17 protein-coding genes are annotated in these 17,625 nt (G+C 71.8%); 4 read left to right on the top strand and 13 right to left on the bottom strand.

Annotated elements, in window-relative coordinates:
• Positions 1–70: 70 nt before the first annotated feature.
• The 7 genes from truB to rimP form a co-directional block, all read right to left on the bottom strand.
• On the bottom strand, positions 71–970 hold the full coding sequence (gene truB, locus ACF07V_RS24120) for a tRNA pseudouridine(55) synthase TruB (protein WP_392157008.1): 900 nt from the start codon (positions 968–970) through the stop codon (positions 71–73).
• Positions 967–1,407: a 30S ribosome-binding factor RbfA gene (rbfA, locus tag ACF07V_RS24115; RefSeq protein WP_189848183.1), complete on the bottom strand. Its 441-nt coding sequence runs from the start codon at positions 1,405–1,407 to the stop codon at positions 967–969. Before rbfA ends, truB begins: the two co-directional genes overlap by 4 nt.
• A gap of 30 nt (positions 1,408–1,437) precedes the next feature.
• A complete protein-coding gene (locus ACF07V_RS24110) occupies positions 1,438–1,731 on the bottom strand; it encodes a DUF503 domain-containing protein (protein ID WP_392157006.1) in 294 nt (97 codons plus the stop codon).
• 142 nt (positions 1,732–1,873) lie between these two features.
• On the bottom strand, positions 1,874–4,963 hold the full coding sequence (gene infB / locus ACF07V_RS24105; RefSeq protein WP_392157004.1) for a translation initiation factor IF-2: 3,090 nt from the start codon (positions 4,961–4,963) through the stop codon (positions 1,874–1,876).
• Between the two features lie 149 nt (positions 4,964–5,112).
• Positions 5,113–5,394, bottom strand: a complete 282-nt coding sequence (locus ACF07V_RS24100) for a YlxR family protein (protein ID WP_078908518.1) — start codon at positions 5,392–5,394, stop codon at positions 5,113–5,115.
• A gap of 74 nt (positions 5,395–5,468) precedes the next feature.
• Positions 5,469–6,464, bottom strand: coding sequence for a transcription termination factor NusA (nusA, locus tag ACF07V_RS24095; RefSeq protein ID WP_086832025.1), 996 nt, complete (start codon positions 6,462–6,464; stop codon positions 5,469–5,471).
• A 2-nt stretch (positions 6,465–6,466) separates the two neighbouring features.
• Complete coding sequence (gene rimP, locus ACF07V_RS24090; protein ID WP_392157002.1) at positions 6,467–6,964, bottom strand: ribosome maturation factor RimP; 498 nt, start codon at positions 6,962–6,964, stop codon at positions 6,467–6,469.
• 168 nt (positions 6,965–7,132) lie between these two features.
• Here rimP and ACF07V_RS24085 point away from each other — a divergent pair, with 168 nt between their 5' ends.
• The 4 genes from ACF07V_RS24085 to ACF07V_RS24070 all read left to right on the top strand — a co-directional run bounded on the left by ACF07V_RS24085 (position 7,133) and on the right by ACF07V_RS24070 (position 10,030).
• Positions 7,133–7,684: a hypothetical protein gene (locus tag ACF07V_RS24085; RefSeq protein ID WP_392157000.1), complete on the top strand. Its 552-nt coding sequence runs from the start codon at positions 7,133–7,135 to the stop codon at positions 7,682–7,684.
• Complete coding sequence (locus tag ACF07V_RS24080; RefSeq protein WP_392156998.1) at positions 7,681–8,097, top strand: ferritin-like domain-containing protein; 417 nt, start codon at positions 7,681–7,683, stop codon at positions 8,095–8,097. The genes ACF07V_RS24085 and ACF07V_RS24080 overlap by 4 nt, the downstream gene beginning before the upstream one ends.
• Before the next feature lie 67 nt (positions 8,098–8,164).
• The gene (locus ACF07V_RS24075) at positions 8,165–9,064 is read left to right on the top strand and encodes an aminoglycoside phosphotransferase family protein (protein ID WP_392156996.1); all 900 of its coding nucleotides are present in this window, start codon (positions 8,165–8,167) and stop codon (positions 9,062–9,064) included.
• 45 nt (positions 9,065–9,109) lie between these two features.
• Positions 9,110–10,030 (top strand): slipin family protein, encoded by a 921-nt coding sequence (locus ACF07V_RS24070; RefSeq protein WP_392156994.1) that lies wholly within the window; start codon positions 9,110–9,112, stop codon positions 10,028–10,030.
• A 401-nt stretch (positions 10,031–10,431) separates the two neighbouring features.
• Here the strand turns inward: ACF07V_RS24070 and ACF07V_RS24065 are convergent, their stop codons facing one another.
• From ACF07V_RS24065 to dxr, 6 genes are all read right to left on the bottom strand, one after another.
• Positions 10,432–12,135 carry a proline--tRNA ligase gene (locus ACF07V_RS24065; RefSeq protein ID WP_392156992.1) on the bottom strand — a complete coding sequence of 568 codons (1,704 nt, stop codon included), beginning with the start codon at positions 12,133–12,135 and terminating at the stop codon, positions 10,432–10,434.
• Between the two features lie 107 nt (positions 12,136–12,242).
• On the bottom strand, positions 12,243–12,788 hold the full coding sequence (locus tag ACF07V_RS24060; protein ID WP_392156990.1) for a GNAT family N-acetyltransferase: 546 nt from the start codon (positions 12,786–12,788) through the stop codon (positions 12,243–12,245).
• 42 nt (positions 12,789–12,830) lie between these two features.
• Positions 12,831–13,676, bottom strand: a complete 846-nt coding sequence (locus tag ACF07V_RS24055) for a GNAT family N-acetyltransferase (protein ID WP_392156988.1) — start codon at positions 13,674–13,676, stop codon at positions 12,831–12,833.
• 126 nt (positions 13,677–13,802) lie between these two features.
• Complete coding sequence (gene ispG, locus ACF07V_RS24050; protein ID WP_392156986.1) at positions 13,803–14,960, bottom strand: flavodoxin-dependent (E)-4-hydroxy-3-methylbut-2-enyl-diphosphate synthase; 1,158 nt, start codon at positions 14,958–14,960, stop codon at positions 13,803–13,805.
• Between the two features lie 103 nt (positions 14,961–15,063).
• On the bottom strand, positions 15,064–16,371 hold the full coding sequence (locus tag ACF07V_RS24045) for a M50 family metallopeptidase (protein WP_392156984.1): 1,308 nt from the start codon (positions 16,369–16,371) through the stop codon (positions 15,064–15,066).
• The gene (gene dxr, locus ACF07V_RS24040; protein WP_392156982.1) at positions 16,368–17,618 is read right to left on the bottom strand and encodes a 1-deoxy-D-xylulose-5-phosphate reductoisomerase; all 1,251 of its coding nucleotides are present in this window, start codon (positions 17,616–17,618) and stop codon (positions 16,368–16,370) included. Before dxr ends, ACF07V_RS24045 begins: the two co-directional genes overlap by 4 nt.
• Positions 17,619–17,625: the final 7 nt, after the last annotated feature.

The raw sequence follows: 17,625 nt of genomic DNA, 5'->3' as shown, positions 1-17,625 counted from the left end.
GGGGGAAACGAGGGGGGAAAGACGTGGGGCGGGCACGCGCGCGTGCCCGCCCCACGACAGAGGGATCGGCTCAGCCGAAGACGGCCAGGCTCTTCGCCTTGCCCCGCTGGTCCTCGACCAGCGCGAGCAGCTTCCCTTCCGGTCCGAAGACCGCGACGGGCCCCTTCGGGTACTCCGGCATCTCCAGGCGGACGCCGTTGAGCAGCAGCCGGGCCCGCTTCTCGTCGACGTCCCAGCGCGGGAACGCCGCCGCGGCCGCGTCGGCGACCGGCATGACCGTGAGGTCCTCCTGCAGCTGGTCCAGGGTCCTGGCCGAGTCCAGCTTGTAGGGGCCGACCCGGGTGCGGCGCAGAGCGGTCAGATGGCCGCCCACGCCGAGTCCGGCGCCGAGGTCGCGGGCGAGCGCCCGGATGTACGTGCCGGAGGAGCACACCACCGAGACGACCAGGTCGACGACGGGCGTGCCGTCCTCGGCGGTCGCCTCGCGGACGTCGTACACCCGGAAGGAGGAGACGGTCACCGGGCGGGCCGGGATCTCGAACTCCTCGCCGCCGCGCACGCGCGCGTACGACCGCTTGCCGTCGATCTTGATCGCGGAGACCTTCGACGGCACCTGCATGATGGCGCCGGTCAGCTCGGCGACGCCCGCGTCGATCTGCTCGCGGGTGACCTTCGAAGCGTCGACCGACGCCGTGATCTCGCCCTCGGCGTCGTCGGTGATCGTCGTCTGCCCCAGGCGGATGGTGCCCAGGTACTCCTTCTCGGTCAGCGCGAGGTGACCGAGGAGCTTGGTGGCCCGCTCCACGCCGAGGACGAGGACGCCCGTGGCCATGGGGTCGAGCGTGCCGGCGTGGCCGACGCGGCGGGTCCTGGCGATCCCGCGCATCTTGGCCACGACGTCGTGCGAAGTGAAGCCCGACGGCTTGTCGACGATGACAAGGCCGTCGGGCGTCTTGGTCGTGTTGCTCATTCGGCGGCTTCGTCCTCGCCCGGCTTCTTGTAGGGGTCGGCTTCACCCGCGAAGGTGGCGCCCGAGGAGGCCTGACGCACCTGGGCGTCCGAGGCGCGCGCCTTGTCGAGGAGGTCCTCGATGGTGCGGGCGTTCTCCGGGAGGGCGTCGGCCACGAAGGCCAGGGTCGGGGTGAACTTGGTCCCCGCCGCCCGGCCCACGGCCGAACGGAGGATGCCCTTGGCGCTCTCCAGGCCGGCCGCGGCGCTCGCGCGGTCCTCGTCGTCGCCGTAGACCGTGTAGAAGACCGTGGCCTCCCGCAGGTCACCGGTGACGCGGGTGTCCGTGATGGTCACGTGCGTACCCAGGCGGGGGTCCTTGATGCCGCGCTGCAGCTTCTCGGCGACCACCTCCCGGATGAGGTCTGCCAGCTTCTTCGCCCGCGCGTTGTCGGCCACTGGTCCTTCTCCTTCTTTGCCTTGCTCAAATCAGTCTTCATCAGTGTGGAGCCTGCGGCGCACCGAAAGCAGCTCCACCTCCGGGCGTGCGGCGACGAGCCGCTCACAGCGGTCGAGCACGCCCGAGAGGAACCCCGGGTCCCCGGACACCAGCGCGACACCGAGACGGGCCCTGCGATGGAGTTCCTGGTCGCCCACCTCTGCCGCGCTCACGGAGAACTTGCGCTGGAGCTCGGCGACGATGGGCCGGACGACGGAGCGTTTCTCCTTCAACGAGTGGACGTCGCCGAGGAGCAGGTCGAAGGACAGAGTCCCCACGTACATGTAGTGCCGGATGTCCCGCCGGTTCGGGTTCGGTGGCCTGCCACGCCGTCGCTTGGCAGGGACACCAGAACCGTACACGCAACGGCCGGGGCCGATCGACGGAAATACTTCCGCCGACCGGCCCCGGACGCAGCCCTACGCGTTACGCGCGCGGCTTCTCGCGCATCTCGTACGTCGCGATGACGTCGTCGATCTTGATGTCGTTGAAGTTTCCGAGGTTGATACCACCCTCGAAGCCCTCGCGGATCTCGGTGACGTCGTCCTTGAAGCGGCGCAGACCCTCGATGTTGAGGTTCTCCGCGATGACCTTGCCGTCGCGGAGGAGGCGCGCCTTGGTGTTGCGCTTGACCTCGCCCGAGCGGATGAGGACACCGGCGATGTTGCCCAGCTTGGACGAGCGGAAGACCTCGCGGATCTCCGCCGTACCGAGCTCGACCTCTTCGTACTCCGGCTTGAGGAGGCCCTTGAGCGCCGCCTCGATCTCCTCGATCGCCTGGTAGATGACCGAGTAGTACCGGACGTCGACGCCCTCGCGCTCCGCCATCTGCGCGGCACGGCCGGCCGCACGGACGTTGTAGCCGATGACGATGGCGTCGGAGCCCATGGCCAGGTCGATGTCCGACTCGGTGACCGCACCCACACCACGGTGCAGGACGCGGATGTCGACCTCTTCGCCGACGTCGAGCTGGAGCAGCGAGGCCTCGAGGGCCTCGACCGCACCGGACGCGTCGCCCTTGATGATGAGGTTGAGTTCCTGGACGAGACCGGCCTTGAGCACCTTGTCGAGGTCCTCGAGGGACACCCGGCGGACGCGCTTGGCGAAGGCGGCGTTGCGCTCACGCGCAGCGCGCTTCTCGGCGATCTGGCGGGCCGTACGGTCCTCGTCGACGACCAGGAGGTTGTCGCCGGCACCCGGGACGTTGGTGAGACCCAGGACGAGGACGGGAGTCGACGGGGTCGCCTCCTCGACGTTGTTGCCCTTGTCGTCGAGCATCGCCCGGACACGGCCGTACGCGTCGCCGACCACCACGGTGTCGCCGATGCGCAGCGTTCCGCGCTGGACCAGGACGGTCGAGACGGCACCGCGACCGCGGTCGAGGTGGGACTCGATCGCAATACCCTGCGCGTCCTGGTTCGGGTTGGCCCGAAGGTCGAGCGAGGCGTCGGCGGTGAGGATCACGGCCTCCAGCAGGGAGTCGATGTGCAGACCCTGCTTGGCGGAGATGTCGACGAACATCGTGTCGCCGCCGTACTCCTCGGCCACCAGACCGAACTCGGTCAGCTGGCCGCGGACCTTGACCGGGTCGGCACCCTCGACGTCGATCTTGTTGACCGCGACGACGATCGGGACGCCGGCGGCCTTGGCGTGGTTGAGCGCCTCGATCGTCTGCGGCATGACGCCGTCGTTGGCCGCGACCACGAGGATCGCGATGTCGGTCGACTTCGCACCACGGGCACGCATGGCGGTGAACGCCTCGTGACCCGGGGTGTCGATGAAGGTGATGCGACGCTCTTCGTCGTTGACCTGGGTGGAGACCTGGTAGGCACCGATGTGCTGGGTGATGCCACCGGCCTCGCCCGCGACCACGTTGGTCTTGCGGATCGCGTCGAGGAGTCGGGTCTTACCGTGGTCGACGTGACCCATGACGGTCACGACCGGCGGACGGGAGACCAGGGCCTCTTCGCCGCCCTCGTCCTCGCCGAACTCGATGTCGAAGGACTCGAGCAGCTCGCGGTCCTCCTCCTCGGGCGAAACGATCTGAACCTGGTAGTTCATCTCGTCGCCGAGCATCTGCAGCGTGTCGTCGGAGACGGACTGCGTCGCCGTGACCATCTCGCCGAGGTTCATCATCACCGCGACGAGCGACGCCGGGTTGGCGCCGATCTTCTCGGCGAAGTCGGTGAGGGAGGCACCGCGCGACAGACGAATGACCTCGCCGCCACCGCGGGGAAGCATCACGCCGCCCACGGACGGGGCCTGCATGGCCTCGTACTCCTGACGCCTCTGACGCTTCGACTTGCGACCACGACGCGCGGGACCGCCGGGACGACCGAAGGCGCCCTGCGTGCCACCACGGCCACCCGGACCACCGGGACGGCCACCGAAGCCACCGGGACGACCGCCGAAGCCGCCGCCACCGCCGCCGGGACCACCCGGACGACCGCCGCCGCCACCGGGACCACCGGGACGACCGGCGAAGCCGCCGCCGCCACCGCCGGGACCGGCCGGACGACCGGCGAAGCCGGGACGACCGCCGCCGCCGCCGGGACCGCCCGGACGACCGCCGGGGCCACCGGGGCCACGACCGCCGGGACCGGGACGCGGGCCGGCAGCGGGACGCTGCGGCATCATGCCCGGGTTCGGACGGTTACCGCCGGGCGCGCCGCCCGGACGGGGAGCCTGCGGACGAGGCATGCCACCGGGGGTGGGGCGGGCACCGCCCTGACCCTGCGGACGCGGGGCGCCACCGGGGCCACCCTGCGGACGCGGGGCGCCCGGAACGGCACCGGGGCCGCCGGGACGGGGAGCGCCGCCACCCGGACGGGGCGCCTGCGGGCGCGCCATTCCGGTGGAGCCACCCGAGGTGAAGGGGTTGTTGCCCGGACGGGGACCGGCCGGACGGGCACCGCCCGGACGGGGGGCCTGCTGGCCGCCGGGGCGCGGAGCACCCTGGCCCTGCGGGCGGGGCGCACCCTGACCCGGACGGGCGGGACGCTCGCCGGTGGGACGGGGTCCCGGGGTGGCGCCACCCGGGCGCTGACCGGCGGCGGGAGCCGACGGAGGCGCGGTGAACTCGGGGGCGGCCGGAGCCGGCGTGACCGGCTTGGGCGCGGGCTTCGGGCCCGGGCGGGGGCCCGAAGCGGCCGGAGCCGGAGAGGGGGTGCTGCTCGCGGGCGCGGCCGGAGTGACCGGAGCCGGCGCCGCAGGCGCGGCGGGGGCCGGCTTGGGGGCCGGGGCGCCGGGCTTCGGAGCAGCGGGACGTGCCACGGCCGCCGGAGACGGCGCCGCGGGGGAAGGCGTCGCCTTGCGGGGCGCGCCGGGCTTGGCAGCGGTCTTGCCGGCGTTGCCGCCGGAACCCTGCAAAGCGTCAGTCAACTTGCGCACGACCGGCGCCTCGATCGTCGAGGACGCCGAACGGACGAATTCACCGAGTTCTTGGAGCTTGGCCATGACGACCTTGCTCTCCACACCGAACTCCTTGGCGAGTTCGTATACCCGGACCTTAGCCACTTCGCTCCTTTATAGGTCCGGTTACCGCCGGACCGTCGCTACTTCATGGGCGTACTCATCGCGTACTCATCGAGTGCTCATCGCAATCTCGACCTACTTCCAACTCGCGAGGTACCTGACCGCACGGTGTTCCGTGCCGTACTTCTTGTTCACTGCGGTGCCGCCTGCTCGACGTGGTGGCGGAGCGCCTCCGTGTCGAGCGGTCCCTGGACCTTGAAGGCCCTCGGGAAGGCCCGGCGGCGGACCGCCAGGTCGAGACAGACCACGGCGGGGTGCAGGTACGCACCCCGGCCGGGCAGCGTACCGCGATGATCAGGAACGCACTCGTCCTTATTCACCACGATCCGCAGCAGATCGCTCTTGGCCGCTCGCTCCCGGCATCCCACACAGGTTCGCTCAGGGCACGCGCAGGCATGCGTCCGGCCAGACACTATTAAGTCTACCTCCCCGCACCGACCTCACCCGTTTGGGGCAGAAATCGAACAGCTGTTGGCCAAAAACGGTCTCAGTCCTGCGGACCGGCCGGCTCCGTGTCCGGACGGATGTCGATCCGCCAGCCGGTCAGACGCGCGGCGAGGCGGGCGTTCTGGCCCTCCTTGCCGATCGCGAGCGACAGCTGGTAGTCCGGCACCGTCACCCGCGCGGAGCGGGCGGCGAGGTCCACGACCTCGACCTTGGAGACCCGCGCCGGCGAGAGCGCGTTCGCCACCATCTCGGCCGGGTCGTCCGACCAGTCGACGATGTCGATCTTCTCGCCGAGCAGCTCCGCCATCACGTTGCGGACGCGGCTGCCCATCGGGCCGATGCAGGCGCCCTTGGGGTTCAGGCCCGAACGGGTGGAACGCACGGCGATCTTGGTGCGGTGACCGGCCTCGCGGGCGATCGCCGCGATCTCGACGGAACCGTCGGCGATCTCCGGCACCTCCAGGGCGAAGAGCTTCTTCACCAGGTTCGGGTGGGTGCGCGAGAGGGTGACGGACGGACCGCGGACACCCTTCGCCACCCGGACGACGTACGTGCGCAGCCGCAGGCCGTGCGTGTACTCCTCGCCCGGCACCTGCTCCTGCACCGGAAGGATGGCCTCCAGCTTGTCGTCCAGCTTGACGAGGACGTTCTTCGGGTCCTTGCCCTGCTGCACCACACCGGCGACGACATCGCCCTCGCGGCGGGCGTACTCGCCGAAGGTCACGTCGTTCTCGGCGTCCCGCAGCCGCTGCTGGATGACCTGACGGGCGGTGCTCGCCGCGATCCGGCCGAAGTCCGACGGGGTGTCGTCGAAGTCCTTGGGCTCCTGGCCCTCCTCCAGGTCGGAGGGGTCCTCCTTCGCCCACACCGTCACGTGACCGGTGGCCCGGTTCAGCTCCACGCGCGCGTGGCGACGGGCGTCGGGGGTGCGGTGGTACGCGATGAGGAGGGCCGACTCGATCGCCTCGACCAGCATCTCGAAGGAGATTTCCTTCTCCTGTGCCAAGCCCTTCAGGAGCTTCACGTCGATGTCCACGGCTACGCCTCCTCTTCCTTCTTGTCCTTGCGGTTGAACTCGATCTCGACACGCGCCTTGGCGATCTCGGCGAACTCGACCCGGCGGGCGGTGGGCTTGCGCCCCTTCACGCCCGGCACCTCCATGTCGAGGCCGTCCTCGTCCACGGCGAGGATGCGCGCGACCAGGTCGCCGCCCTCGACCAGCTGGAGCCTGGCCAGACGGCCGGTGGCGCGCACGTAGTGGCGGTGCTCGGTGAGGGGGCGCTCGGCACCCGGGGAGCTGACCTCGAGGACGTACTCGCCCTCGCCCATCGCGTCGGTCTCGTCGAGCTTCTCGGAGATCTCGCGGCTCAGCTCGGCACAGGCGTCCAGCTCCACGCCCTCGTCCGAGTCGACGACGATCCGCAGCAGTCCGCGGCGGCCGGCCCGGGACACCTCGATCTCTTCCAGATCAAGGTCCTTCGCGGCGACGAGCGGCTCCACGAGTCCGCGCAGCCTGTCGCTCTGGGTGGTGCTCATCCGGGTGACTCCTCGGCCGCGTGTGCTGTTGTGGGTTCGTCGCGTGTCAGCACAAAGGGTATCCGGTCCGGGAGGGTGTTGCCGTCCATCGCCCCGGGGCCCGCGGGTACGCTCGCCTGCGGTGATCTCGGCGATCTTCGACGGCGGACGGCAGACGGGGGAGAAGGCGTGACGACGACGGGCAGGCGCGCACTCCTGGTGGCGGGCGCGGCGGCGGGAGCGACGGCCCTCGCGGCCTGCACCTCCTCGCCGGACGGCGGGCCCCGGCGGCCGAGCGCCGCCGAGGTCGAGGCCGAACGGGTGGCACGCGCCGAGGCGGCCCTGCGGCTGCGGTCGGTGACCGCCGCGCGCGGCCTGCTGGAACGTTACGACGCGACGCTCGCCGCCCATCCCGCCCTGGCGCCCCGGCTGACCCCGCTGCGGAGCGCGGTGGCGGCGCACACGAAGGCGCTCGGGGAGGGGGGCACGACGGTGCGGCCGGCGACGGCCGGGGCCTCCGCATCGCCCTCCCGCAAGCCCACGGCCTCCCCCACGCCCGTACGGGTGGCGACCGACCCCCGGGCCGCCCTCAAGGAGCTCGCCGCCGCCGAACGCACGGCCTCCGACGGGCACACCGCCGCACTGCTCACCGCCCCGCCCGAGTACGCCCGGCTGCTCGCCTCCGTGGCGGCCTCCGGCGCCGCCCACGCCTATCTGCTGACCGAAGGAGCCCGGGCATGAGCGCCCTCGTCGCGACCCAGGCCGCGCTGGCCGCCGAGCACGCCGCGGTGTACGGGTACGGGGTCGTCGGCGCCCGGATCGGCACCGAGCGGCGGGCCGAGGCCACCTCCGCGTACGAGGCCCACCGGGCCCGGCGCGACGCGCTGCGCCGGACCGTGCGGGACCTCGGCGGGACGCCGGTGGCGGCGGAGGCCGCGTACGAGCTGCCGTTCCCCGTCGCGGACACGGCCGGCGCGGTACGGCTCGCGGCGGTCCTGGAGGACCGGGTGGCCGGGGTCTACTCCGACCTCGTCCGCGCCACCGAGGGCCGCGCGCGGGGCGCGGCGGCCGCCGCGCTCCGGGAGGCGGCGGTACGGGCCGTCCGCTGGCGCGGCAGCGACGTAACCTTTCCTGGGCTCGCCGAGCGGGTCTAGTCCCGCCCCGAGCGGGTGCCCTCCCGCCCCGACCGAGTCCCGCACCGACCGAAGGAACAACGTACGCATGGGTTTCGAACCGCCGCAGCGGCTGGCCAGGACGCTCGGTGAGACGTACGGGGACGCCGCGGCGGCCGAGTGGCTCGGAAAGCTGCCCGGCCTCGCCGAGCAGGCGCTCGCCCAGGCGTCCCTGGACACCGAACGGGTGATGGCCCCCGGCGGACGGAGCAGCCTGGTCGTGCTCGTCCGGCGTTCCGACGGCTCCCCCGCCGCGCTCAAGATCGCGCCGCCGTTCACCCGGCCGGACCTCGAACGGGACGCGCTGGCGCACTGGAACGGCTGGGGAGCGGCCCAGCTCCTCGACGAGGCCGGGGAGGGCGCGCTCGTCCTCGAACGGCTGCACCCCGAGGTCTCGCTGCGCTCCCTGCCGGAGGCGAAGGCGCTCCTGGAGGCCGCGGGCACCGTACGGAAGCTGTGGGTCGAGCCCCCGGCCGGACACGGTTTCGAGACGGCGGAGGAGCGGACGGCCCGGCAGGCCGGGGCGATGGAGCCGTACCGCGCGGACCCGGCGACCGGGGCACTGACGGCGGCGGCGCTCACGGCCCGCGAGGAGCTGGTGGCGGCCGAGACGGAGACGGTCCTGCTGCACGGGAACTTCCGGCAGGGCAAGGTGCTCGCCGGCGACCGGACGCCCTGGCTGGCGGTCGGCCCCGAGCCGCTGGTGGGCGAGCGCGCCTACGACCTCGCCCGGCTCGTACGGGACCGGGTCGAGGACCTGGTGGCCGCGTCCTCGGGCGCCTCGGCGGCCCGGCGGCGGGTCAACAAGCTGGCGGACTCCCTCGACCTGGACCGGGAGCGGCTGCGCGGCTGGACCCTGTTCCGCGCGGTCGAATCGGGGACGCGGGCGCTGACGGCGGGACGGCGGCAGGACGCCGAGCTGCTTCTGGAGTTCGCGAGCTGGCTGTAAGGGAATACCCTTTTTGTACCGTTCGGCTCAATCCAGGGGGCCGTGATGATCCAAGAGCTGCTGATGGCGGCGGCCGGCGTGGCCGCGGCGGCCGCGGTGTACGCGGGCGCGGCGGCGCGGGTGGTCAAGCAGTACGAGCGTGGTGTCGTCTTCCGCTTCGGGCGGCTGCGCAACGACATCCGCTCCCCCGGCTTCACGATGATCGTTCCGGTCGTCGACCGCCTGCACAAGGTGAACATGCAGATCGTCACGATGCCCGTGCCCGCGCAGGAGGGCATCACCCGCGACAACGTGACGGTGCGGGTCGACGCGGTCGTCTACTTCAAGGTCATCGACGCGGCCGACGCGCTCGTCCGCGTCGAGGACTACAAGTTCGCGGTCTCCCAGATGGCGCAGACCTCGCTGCGGTCGATCATCGGCAAGAGCGACCTCGACGACTTGCTGTCGAACCGGGAGAAGCTCAACCAGGGTCTTGAGCTGATGCTCGACAGCCCCGCGATGGGCTGGGGCGTCGCGATCGACCGGGTCGAGATCAAGGACGTGTCCCTGCCGGAGACGATGAAGCGCTCGATGGCCCGGCAGGCGGAGGCGGACCGGGAGCGGCGGGCGCGGGTCATCAACGCGGACGCGGAGCTCCAGGCCTCGAAGAAGCTGGCGGAGGCGGCGGGGGTGATGTCGGACCAGCCGGCCGCGCTGCAGCTCCGGCTGCTGCAGACGGTGATGGCGGTGTCCGCCGAGAAGAACTCGACGCTGGTCCTGCCGATCCCGGTGGAACTCCTGCGGTTCCTGGAACGCGCGACGCCGGGGGGGCCTGGGGAGGTGGAGGCGGCGGCGGAGGAGGCGCCGGTGGCGCCGGTGGCGCCGCTGAGCGAGGCGTATCTGAAGGGGCGGGCGGCGGCGGAGGAGGCGGTCGAGGACCTGACGGGGCCGTCGGTGGAACCGACGCCACGCGAAACGGGCGCGTGACCGCCGCTGCGAGCAGCCCCTCCACCGGGCCGACACCCACCCCGTTGCGGGCAGGCGTTCCGCAAGAGGCGATGGGGGGTTCCGCCTGCTCGAGCGAAGCCGAGACTTGGGGGAGGGTGGGCACAACGGACCCACGCCCTGCCGGCGCCAGAGGCTCCCGAGCCTGAACCCGCACCCCGGGCGGCGGCGCACACGTGGTGCGGGTCCAGGCGCGGAACGCGGAGGCGCCGCTGAGGGCGCCGTCCCGTGTGCCCACCCGTCCCGCCCCAGCGGGGCATGGGCCCACACGGGCGGGGCGAAGCCCCGGGGAGGGGCACCGCCTGCCCCGGGGCGCGGGCCCGCACGGCGGCGGGGCGCGGGGCGCCGCCCAAGTCGGGTGTCGGCCCCGCCCCCCGTTGGGGTTACGCCGTCAGGCGGGTGAGGGCCTCGGCGACCGTGAGTTCCTCGCGCTCGCCCGTGCGCCGGTCCTTCAGCTCCACCACGCCCTCACCCGAGCGGCGCCCCGCGACGAGGATCTTCGGGACACCCATGAGCTCCGCGTCGGTGAACTTGACGCCCGGGGAGACGCCCGCGCGGTCGTCGACCAGGACGCGGAGGCCGGCCGCGGAGAGCTTCTCCGAGACCTCCAGGGCCAGCTCGGTCTGGAGCGCCTTGCCGGCGGCGACGACGTGGACGTCGGCCGGGGCGACCTCGGCGGGCCAGCACAGGCCCTTCTCGTCGGCGGTCTGCTCGGCCAGGGCGGCGACGGCACGCGAGACGCCGATGCCGTACGAGCCCATGGTCACGCGGACCGGCTTGCCGTTCTGGCCGAGGACGTCGAGCTTGAGGGCGTCGGCGTACTTGCGGCCGAGCTGGAAGATGTGGCCGATCTCGATCGCGCGGTCCAGCTTCAGGCCGGTGCCGCACTTGGGGCACGGGTCGCCCTCCTGGACGACGACGACGTCGACGTACTCGGCGACCTCGAAGTCACGGCCCGCGACGACGTTCTTCGCGTGCATGCCCTCCTTGTTGGCACCCGTGATCCACGCGGTGCCGGGCGCCACGCGCGGGTCGGCGATGTAGGTGACCTTCTCCAGGCCCTGGGGGCCGACGTAGCCGCGGACGAGGTCGGCGCGCTGCGCGAAGTCCTCCTCCGTCACCAGCTCGACCGTGGCGGTCGGGCCGAAGTGCTCCTCGACCTTGTCCATGTCGACCTCGCGGTCGCCGGGGACGCCGATGGCGACGATCTCGCCGTCGACCTTCACGAGGAGGTTCTTGAGGGTCGCGGAGGCCGGCACGCCGAGGGAGGCCGCGAGGGTCTCGATCGTCGGGGTGTCGGGGGTGGGGATCTCCTCGGCGGCGGCGACGGCCGAGCCGTCGACCGGCTTCACCGTCTGGTACACCGCTTCGGTGTTCGCGGCGAAGTCGCAGTTCGGGCAGTCGGCGAAGGTGTCCTCGCCGGCCTCGGCGGGGGCGAGGAACTCCTCGGACTTCGAGCCGCCCATGGCGCCGGCGGTGGCGGCGACGATGCGGTAGTCGAGGCCGAGGCGCTCGAAGACGCGCCGGTAGGCCTGGCGGTGCAGGGCGTAGGACTGGGCGAGGCCCTCGTCCTCCGTGTCGAAGGAGTACGAGTCCTTCATGAGGAACTCGCGGCCGCGCAGGATGCCGGCGCGGGGGCGGGCCTCGTCGCGGAACTTGTTCTGGATCTGGTAGAGGATCACGGGCAGGTCCTTGTAGGACGAGCACTGGTCCTTCACCAGGAGGGTGAAGATCTCCTCGTGGGTCGGGCCGAGGAGGTAGTCGCCGCCCTTGCGGTCCTGGAGGCGGAAGAGCTCGGCGCCGTACTCGTCCCAGCGGCCGGTCGCCTCGTACGGCTCACGGGGCAGCAGCGCGGGCAGGGTGACCTCCTGCGCGCCGATGGCGTCCATCTCCTCGCGGACGATCCGCTCGATGTTGGAGAGGACCTTCTTGCCGAGGGGCAGCCAGCTCCAGATGCCGGCGGCGGTGCGGCGGACGTAGCCGGCGCGGACGAGGAGCTTGTGGCTGAGGACCTCGGCGTCCGCCGGGTCGTCGCGCAGCGTCTTCGCCATCAACTGGGACATGCGCTGGACCGGTGCGTTGGCCATGGTTCTCGTACTCCTGCCGGGCTGGGGGTCCCCCCTGCTCGAACGCAGCCGAGAGCTTGGGGGAGGTGATGGCCCGAGGTTAGCCGGGCCGCCCCTGGCAGGAGAAATCAGTTCCGGCGCTTGAGCGGGAGCGGGGCGCCCATGACCGCGTAGGGGCGGGGGGCGCTGGGGAAGTGGACCTGCCGGGCGAGGTCGACGTAGCCGAGGGACCGGTAGAGGCCGCGGGCGGGGCTGTCGGTGTCGATCGCGGAGAGGATCGAGCGCTTCTCGTCGGCGGTGTCGGTGATGGTGGTGATCAGCTCGCGGCCGACGCCCCGGCCCTGGAAGCCGGGGTGGACGTGGAGTTCGGTGATGACGAAGGAGTCGTCGAGCCAGTCGGCGGTGCCGGTGGCCCGCAGGTACGTCTCGACGACGGTGGACCACCAGTGGGTGCGGTCGTTGGGCATCCCGTACACGAAGCCGACGAGCCGTCCGTCGGGGGTGGTGGCCCCATAGGCGCGGGCGCCGGGGCTGAGGAGGTGGCGCAGCACGATGTGGCGGCGTACGGCGACCTCGCCCGCGTCCAGGCCGAAGGCGACCGCCTGCACGGCGAGGGCCTCGTCCACCCGGGCGGCGAGATTGACCGGACCGATCACGACCTCTGCGTCATCCATGCGGCGCACCCTACAAGCGCCCGCCCGCCTCGGACAGCTCGTTCAGAACAGCACGCTCATGAAGGCGCCGGTCTCGCGGAAGCCGACGCGGCGGTACGCGGCCCTCGCCGGGGTGTTGAAGTCGTTGACGTACAGGCTGACGACGGGGGCGACGTCGGCGAGGGCGTACTGGAGGACGGCGGCCATGCCCGTCTCGGAGAGGCCCTTGCCGCGGTGCTCGGGGGCGACCCAGACGCCCTGGATCTGGCAGGCCTGGCGGGTGGCGGCGCCGATCTCGGCCTTGAAGACGACCTTGCCGTCCTCGATGCGGGCGAAGGAGCGGCCGGCGCCGACGAGCTCGGCGACGCGGGCCTGGTAGAGCAGTCCTCCGTCGTTGGCGAGCGGGGAGACGCCGACCTCCTCGGTGAACATGGCCACGCTGGCGGGCATGATCACCTCCATCTCGTCCTTGCGGACGCGGCGCACCAGCGGATCGGGCGCGACGGTGACGGAGGGCGCCTCGGCGACCATCAGGGGCTGGCGGGCGCGGACGTCCCTCGCGGGGCCCCAGCTGGGCTCCAGGAGCCGCCACAGCTCCCCGGTGGCCTCGGCGGGGCCGACGATCGAGGAGCAGCGGCGGCCGATCCGGCGGGCCCGGTCGGCGAAGGCGCGGATGGCTTCGGGGGTGGCGCAGATGGGCACGAGGTTGGCGCCGGAGTAGCAGAGCGAGCGGAGCCTGCCCTCGGTGTACCAGCCCCACATCTCGCCGCCGAGGCGCCAGGGATCGAGCCCGGCGACCTGGACGCGGGCGGTCACGAAGGCGTTCTCGACGGGGGCGCTCTCCAGGACGGCGAGCGCGGCGCCGAGGTCGGCGGGTTCGAGGACCCGAGTGGTGGTCTCTGTCAGCACGAGGGGGCCTCACGGTACGGATCTGCTGGTCTCCGCACTGTACCCCCGTGCCCCGCGGCGGGTCCCGTCACGCACATGAAGCCCCTCCACCGGGTGGGGTGGAGGGGCTTCACGCCGCAGGAAATGTCAGGCGCCGATGGCGACCGTCGGCTCGCCGCTGGCGACGCCGTCCTTCTCCATCTGCTCGGCGATCTTGAGCGCCTCTTCGATGAGGGTCTCGACGATCTTCGACTCGGGGACGGTCTTGATGACCTCGCCCTTGACGAAGATCTGGCCCTTGCCGTTGCCGGAGGCGACGCCGAGGTCGGCCTCGCGGGCCTCGCCGGGGCCGTTGACGACGCAGCCCATGACGGCGACGCGCAGCGGGACGGTCATGCCGTCGAGGCCGGCGGTGACCTCCTCGGCGAGCTTGTAGACGTCGACCTGGGCGCGGCCGCAGGACGGGCAGGAGACGATCTCCAGGCGGCGCTGGCGCAGGTTCAGCGACTCCAGGATCTGCATGCCGACCTTGATCTCCTCGGCCGGCGGCGCGGAGAGGGAGACGCGGATGGTGTCGCCGATGCCCTGGGAGAGCAGGGCGCCGAAGGCGACGGCCGACTTGATGGTGCCCTGGAAGGCCGGGCCCGCCTCGGTGACGCCGAGGTGCAGCGGGTAGTCGCACTGGGCGGCGAGCTGGCGGTAGGCCTCGACCATGATCACCGGGTCGTTGTGCTTGACCGAGATCTTGATGTCGCGGAAGTCGTGCTCCTCGAAGAGGGAGGCCTCCCAGAGGGCGGACTCGACGAGCGCCTCGGGGGTGGCCCTGCCGTACTTCTTCAGGAGGCGGGCGTCGAGCGAGCCGGCGTTCACGCCGATCCGGATCGGGGTGCCGGCGTCCTTCGCGGCCCTGGCGATCTCCTTGACCTTGTCGTCGAACTGCTTGATGTTGCCCGGGTTGACGCGGACGGCCGCGCAGCCGGCGTCGATCGCGGCGAAGACGTACTTCGGCTGGAAGTGGATGTCGGCGATGACCGGGATGGAGGACTTCCGGGCGATCGTGGCGAGCGCGTCGGCGTCGTCCTGCGTGGGGCAGGCCACGCGCACGATCTGGCAGCCGGAGGCGGTCAGCTCGGCGATCTGCTGGAGCGTGGCGCCGATGTCGGAGGTGCGGGTCGTCGTCATCGACTGGACGGAGACGGGCGCGTCACCGCCGACGGCCACGCTGCCGACCTGGATCTGGCGGCTCTTGCGCCGCTCGGCGAGCCGGGTCGGAACGGTCGGGATACCGAGAGAAATCGCGGTCATCTGAAGTGCAACCTCAAGGTTGTGCGTCGGCGGGCTCAGGGTTCCGAGGTTACCGCCCCGGGGGCGGGAGGCCTGACACCACCGGGTCAGGCCCCCCTGGGAGCTACGTGATCTTCACCGGGTTGACGATGTCGGCGGCGAGGACGAGCAGCGTGAAGCAGACGAAGACACCGGCCACCACGTAGGCGGCGGGCATCAGCTTGGCCACGTCGAACGGGCCGGGGTCGGGGCGCTTGAAGATCCGGGCGACGTGACGGCGCACGGACTCCCACAGGGCGCCCGCGATGTGACCGCCGTCGAGCGGCAGCAGCGGGAGCATGTTGAACAGGAACAGCGAGACGTTGAACATCACCAGGATGTTCATGAAGTAGACGAGGATCCGCTCGGGCGGGGCCTCGACGGTCATGAGCTCGCCGGTGATCCGGGCGGCGCCGAGGACGCCGACCGGGGAGTCCTCCGCGCGCTCGCCGTCGCCGAAGGTGGCGTCCCACAGGCCGGGGATCTTGCCGGGCAGGGCGATGACCGAGTGGACGCCGGTCTGCAGGAGATCGGTCATGCGCTCGGTGGTCTCGCCGAAGGTGAGGGGCGCGACCTCGGTCTTGGAGGCGAAGCCGAGGTAGCCGGCCGGACCGTAGTCCAAGGGCTGGACGAGCTTGCCGTCCGCGTCCTTCTTCGGCACCTCGTTGGAGACCAGGGTGGGGTGCAGGTCGATGCGCTGTCCGGCCCGCTCGACGGTGACGGTGGCGGGGCCGATGGTGTCGCGGATGCGGTCGGAGAGGGTGTCCCAGTCGGACACCGGAGCGCCGTTGAAGGCGACGATCCTGTCGCCCTGCTGGAGTCCGGCCTTGAACGCCGGGGAGACGGGGTCGCCCGCCCGGCACTTCTCGCGCTTCTCGCTCTGCTTGATGACGCACTTCTGCACGCCCGCGACCTGGGTGGTCTGGCCCTCGATGCCGAGGGTCATCATCGAGCCGAAGAACAGCGCCGCCGCCAGGACCAGGTTCATGAACGGTCCGGCGAACATCACGATCACGCGCTTCCACGGCTTGCGCGTGTAGAACAGCCGCGTCTCGTCGCCCTCCTGGAGCTCCTCGTACGAGGCCTCGCGGGCGTCCTCGATCATGGAGCGCCAGGGCGAGGTGGAACGGGCCTCGATCTTGCCGTCCTCGCCCGGCGGGAACATGCCGATCATGCGGATGTAGCCGCCGGCCGGGATGGCCTTGATGCCGTACTCGGTCTCGCCGCGCTTCCTCGACCAGATGGTCGGGCCGAAGCCGACCATGTACTGCGGCACGCGGATGCCGAAGAGCTTGGCCGTGGAGAGGTGGCCGAGCTCGTGCCACGCGATGGAGACGAGGAGACCGAGGGCGAACAGCACGATGCCCAGGGCGTACAGGAGCATTTCGGTCATGCGCGGGCCTCCGCTGTTGCCTTCGCTGCGAGCTCTCGGGCCCGGGCGCGCGCCCAGGTCTCCGCTTCGAGGACGTCCGACACCGTCAGCGAGGTTCCCCCGCTGGGCTTTCCGTGCTCGGTGACGACCGCAGTGACCGTATCCATGATTCCGTTGAACGGCAGGCGTCCGGCGAGAAACGCCTCCACGCACTCCTCGTTCGCGGCGTTGAAGACGGCGGGGGCGGTGCCGCCCAGCTCGCCCACGTGCCGGGCCAGGCCGACGGACGGGAAGGCCTCCGTGTCGAGCGGGAAGAACTCCCAGGTGGAGGCCTTGGTCCAGTCGAAGGCGGGGGCCGCGTCCGGGACGCGCTCGGGCCAGCCGATGCCGATGGCGATCGGGCCGCGCATGTCCGGCGGGGTGGCCTGGGCGAGCGTGGAGCCGTCCGTGAACTCGACCATCGAGTGGACGTACGACTGGGGGTGGACGACGACCTCGATGCGGTCGAACGGGATGTCGTAGAGCAGGTGGGCCTCGATGACCTCCAGGCCCTTGTTCACCAGGGTCGCGCTGTTCACCGTGATCACCGGGCCCATCGCCCAGGTCGGGTGGGCGAGCGCGTCCTCGCGGGTGACATGGGCCAGCTGCTCGCGCGTACGGCCGCGGAAGGGGCCTCCGGAGGCCGTGACGACCAGCTTGCGGACGTCGCCGCGGGTGCCGGCGGCGAGCGCCTGGAAGAGGGCCGCGTGCTCGGAGTCGACCGGGATGATCTGGCCCGGCTTGGCGAGCGCCTTCACCAGGGGGCCGCCGACGATCAGCGACTCCTTGTTGGCGAGGGCGAGGGTGCGGCCGGCTTCGAGGGCGGCGAGGGTGGGCGCGAGGCCGATGGAGCCGGTGATGCCGTTGAGGACGGTGTGGCACGGGGAGGCGGCCAGCCGGGTCGCGGCGTCCGGCCCCGCCAGGAGCTCGGGCAGGGGCTCGGAGCCGTACAGCGCCTTCAGCGCCTCGCGCAGCTCGGGCAGCGCCTCCTCGCGGGCCACGGCGACCGCGGCGACCTTCAGCCGGTGAGCCTGCTCGGCGAGCAGTCCGACCCGGCCGCCGGAGGCGGCCAGGGCGGTGACCCGGAAGCGGTCGGGGTTGCGCAGCACCAGGTCGATGGCCTGGGTGCCGATGGACCCGGTCGAGCCGAGGACGACGATGTCCCGGCGTCCTTCGGAGACGTCGAAGGCGATGTGCGGGTCGGCGAGAGGAGAGGGGCGGTCGCTCATGCCCCCA

This window comes from Streptomyces sp. NPDC015661, assembly GCF_043077765.1.
Lineage (GTDB): Bacteria > Actinomycetota > Actinomycetes > Streptomycetales > Streptomycetaceae > Streptomyces.
The sequence above is the reverse complement of the archived record's forward strand: the minus strand, read 5'-3'. Positions and strand labels throughout refer to the sequence as shown.